General features: G+C 66.4%; 5 protein-coding genes. 1 reads left to right on the top strand and 4 read right to left on the bottom strand.

Translation table 11 applies throughout. From position 1 onward, the window contains the following. From cyoE to ADADOO_RS10855, 3 genes are all read right to left on the bottom strand, one after another. A partial coding sequence (gene cyoE, locus ADADOO_RS10865) for a heme o synthase (RefSeq protein ID WP_511277476.1) occupies positions 1 to 639 on the bottom strand: 639 nt, incomplete at its 3' end. A gap of 10 nt (positions 640 to 649) precedes the next feature. After that, complete coding sequence (locus ADADOO_RS10860) at positions 650 to 1210, bottom strand: redox-active disulfide-containing membrane protein (protein WP_511277474.1); 561 nt, start codon at positions 1208 to 1210, stop codon at positions 650 to 652. Next, positions 1207 to 1974 carry an SURF1 family protein gene (locus ADADOO_RS10855; protein WP_511277472.1) on the bottom strand — a complete coding sequence of 256 codons (768 nt, stop codon included), beginning with the start codon at positions 1972 to 1974 and terminating at the stop codon, positions 1207 to 1209. Before ADADOO_RS10855 ends, ADADOO_RS10860 begins: the two co-directional genes overlap by 4 nt. Here ADADOO_RS10855 and ADADOO_RS10850 point away from each other — a divergent pair. After that, a complete protein-coding gene (locus ADADOO_RS10850; protein WP_511277470.1) occupies positions 1973 to 2173 on the top strand; it encodes a twin transmembrane helix small protein in 201 nt (66 codons plus the stop codon). The genes ADADOO_RS10855 and ADADOO_RS10850 overlap by 2 nt on opposite strands. Here the strand turns inward: ADADOO_RS10850 and ADADOO_RS10845 are convergent. Further along, positions 2161 to 2753, bottom strand: a 593-nt coding sequence (locus ADADOO_RS10845; RefSeq protein ID WP_511277468.1) for a cytochrome c oxidase subunit 3, incomplete at its 5' end; no start/stop codon positions are given. The two genes, ADADOO_RS10850 and ADADOO_RS10845, sit on opposite strands and share 13 nt — an antisense overlap.

Raw genomic sequence — 2753 nt, 5'->3', positions numbered from 1 at the left:
GCCGTGGGTGACCGGCAGCATGGGCAGGCCGGAGCGGGCGTAGTCGTCGCGCCGGTAGCAGGCCAGCGCCCAGAAGTGCGGCGGGGTCCACAGGAAGATGATCAGGAAGAGGACCAGCGGTTCGGCCGAAACATGGCCGGTCATCGCCGTCCACCCGAGCAGCGGCGGCATGGCGCCGGAGGCGCCGCCGATGACGATGTTCATCGGCGTCGCCGGCTTGAGGATCAGCGTGTAGATGACGGTGTAGCCAACGAAGGTGGCCAGTGTCAGCCACATGGTCAGGTCGTTGATGAAGTGGTGCAGCAGCCAGAGACCGGCGGCGCCGAGAGCGGTGGCCAGCGTGATCGTTTCGAGCGGCGAGATGTCGCCGCGGGCTGTGGCGCGCCAGCTGGTGCGCGCCATCTTGGCATCGACGGTGCGCTCGACCAGGCAGTTCAGCGCGGCGGCGGCGAAGGAGACCAGGGCAATGCCGAGCGAGGCGACCGTGAAGCGCAACAGCGGCGGGAAATCCGGCGTCGCCAGGCACATGCCGATCATCGCGGTGAACACGATCAGGCTGTTGACCCGTGGCTTGCACAGGTGGCTGAAGGCGGCCAGGCGTTGGCCGAGACTCAGAGTGGGGGCGGTCGCGGTGTACATGGAAATTCTCCTAGCCGGTCCAGGCGTATTTGAGCAGGCGGTCGAGGTCGGCGCGCAGGCCTTGCGGGCTGGCGTCGGGTGGGTAGGTCATGATCACGAGCCCCTGTGGATCGACCAGCAGCACGGGGTCGGCGATTTCCGCCAGTACGCCGGGCGGGGCGGTCAGCACCATCAGGTCAGGTTGGCTGGCGTGCAGGGCGAGCAGGGCTGGATCGTCCGGCTGGTCAGTCAGCACGGCGCGGCTTAGGCGGCCCATGTTTTTGTAGAGGGCGACGTGGATGCGGCGCATTTCGTCGAGACGGCTCGTGCAGTCGGCGGCGCACGGGCCGCGGACATGGAGCACGAGTTTCCATTTTTCGGCATTTTTTCCGGTTGACCGTAGCATTTGCTCAGGTAGCTGCCGAGGCGGGCTGAGCAGGTGGCCGTGATGCTCAATCCGCGATGGATGCCAGCCGCCGAAGAAAAGCCCGGCCCCGATGGCGAAGGGCAAGGCGAGCAGGCCGACGATCAGGGCCAGCATGAGCCGGCCCTGGCGCTGGTTGGGGAGCGGCTGGATGGCGAGGTTATTCATGGTCGGCGGAGCAGAAAGTAGGCCCAGATGCCGAGGCTGGACACGGCGAAACCGAACCATTGCAGGGCGTAGCTGCGGTGACGGTCAGCCCGTTCGTCGGGGCGCGGCCAGTCACGCACATAGCCGCCGGGCGCCGTCGGGTCGAGCTGGATGATCAGGCCTTGCAGCGGGTAGGGCACGGCCGAGCGGAAGCGTTCGAGGTCGAGGTTCTGCCAGACCGGCGCCCAGCCGCTGGTCGGCTGCGGCGCCAGGTTGAAGAAGCGCTGAGTGGGCAGTACGGCAATGCCGCTCAGTTCGATTTCGCCGGCCGGCACCTCGGCCACTGGCTGCAACTGATGATCGGCCGGGGCGGCCAGCCAGCCGCGATTGACCAGCACATGCATGGTCGATCCGGCCAACTGCAAGGGCGTGATGACGTGATAGCCGGCTTGTTCCTGATGCAGGCGGTTGTCGATCAGCACCTGGTGGGCCACATCGTAAGTGCCGCGCAGGATGACCCGGTGATGGCGCAGGGAATCAACATCGGCCAGCGTGGTCGGCATGGCGATGGCGGCATCGTGGCTGCGGGTGTCGAGTTCGATCTGCAGGGCGGTTTTGGCCTCGGCCTTGCGCCATTGCCAGAGGCCGAGCGAGATGAAGGCCGGCAACAGGAAGGCGAGCAGCAGGCCGCCGAGGATGGCTGCCTGCTTGCGGCTAGCCCTTGCTGCGCCAGCCGGCCGGCGTGCATACTGGGCTACGGAAATCCCTGCGGAGGCGTCGTCCATGCTCAAGCTGCTGGTCGTTTTGCTGTTGTTGGCCATTGTCGGCAGCCTGTTCTCCGGGCTGTTCTATCTCTACCGCGACCGGGGGACCGGTGAGCGGACGGTGCGGGCGCTGACCCTGCGCATCGGGCTGTCCATCGCGCTCTTCCTGGTGCTGCTGGCCGGTTTCCGGTTCGGTCTCATTCCCGGCTACACCCAGTAAACGAAGACGAAGAGGATCAGCCAGACCACGTCGACGAAGTGCCAGTACCAGGCCACCGCCTCGAAGGCGAAGTGGCGGTCGGCGCTGAAGTGGCCGCTCAGGCTGCGCAGCAGGATGACCAGAAGCATGATGGTGCCGAGCGTGACATGGAAGCCATGGAAACCGGTCAGCATGAAGAAGGTTGCCCCGTAGGCGCCGGCCCCCATGGTCAGACCGAGTTCGGTATAGGCGTGGTGATATTCGTAGGCCTGGAAGCCGAGGAAGGCGCTGCCGAGGAGCACCGTCGCCGCCAGACCGAGCGCCAGTTGGCTACGGTTGTTGCGCAATAGCCCCCAGTGCGCCCAGGTGACGGTGGCGCCGGAACTCAGGAGCAGGGCAGTGTTGAGCGCCGGAATGCCCCAGGCGCCCATCGGCGTGAAGGCAGCGCCTTTGGGTCCGCTCGTCGGCCAGGCGCCGGTGAACTCCGGCCACAGGCTGAAGCCGTGGGCGCCTTCCATGCCGCCCAGCGTCGGCACCGAAATTACCCGGACGTAGAACAGCGCGGCGAAGAAGGCGGCAAAGAACATCACCTCGGTGGCGA

Origin of the sequence: Azonexus sp. (genome assembly GCF_036170495.1) — a bacterium.
GTDB lineage: Bacteria > Pseudomonadota > Gammaproteobacteria > Burkholderiales > Rhodocyclaceae > Azonexus.
Note: the sequence above shows the minus strand (reverse complement) of the source record. Positions and strands in the feature narration are given on the sequence as shown.

Excerpts from the sequence above, each read along its gene's own strand:
- ADADOO_RS10855 (WP_511277472.1), bottom strand. The coding sequence starts at position 1,974 with ATGGACGACGCCTCCGCAGGGATTTCCGTAGCCCAGTATGCACGCCGG.
- ADADOO_RS10860 (WP_511277474.1), bottom strand. The coding sequence starts at position 1,210 with ATGAATAACCTCGCCATCCAGCCGCTCCCCAACCAGCGCCAGGGCCGG.
- ADADOO_RS10850 (WP_511277470.1), top strand. The coding sequence starts at position 1,973 with ATGCTCAAGCTGCTGGTCGTTTTGCTGTTGTTGGCCATTGTCGGCAGC.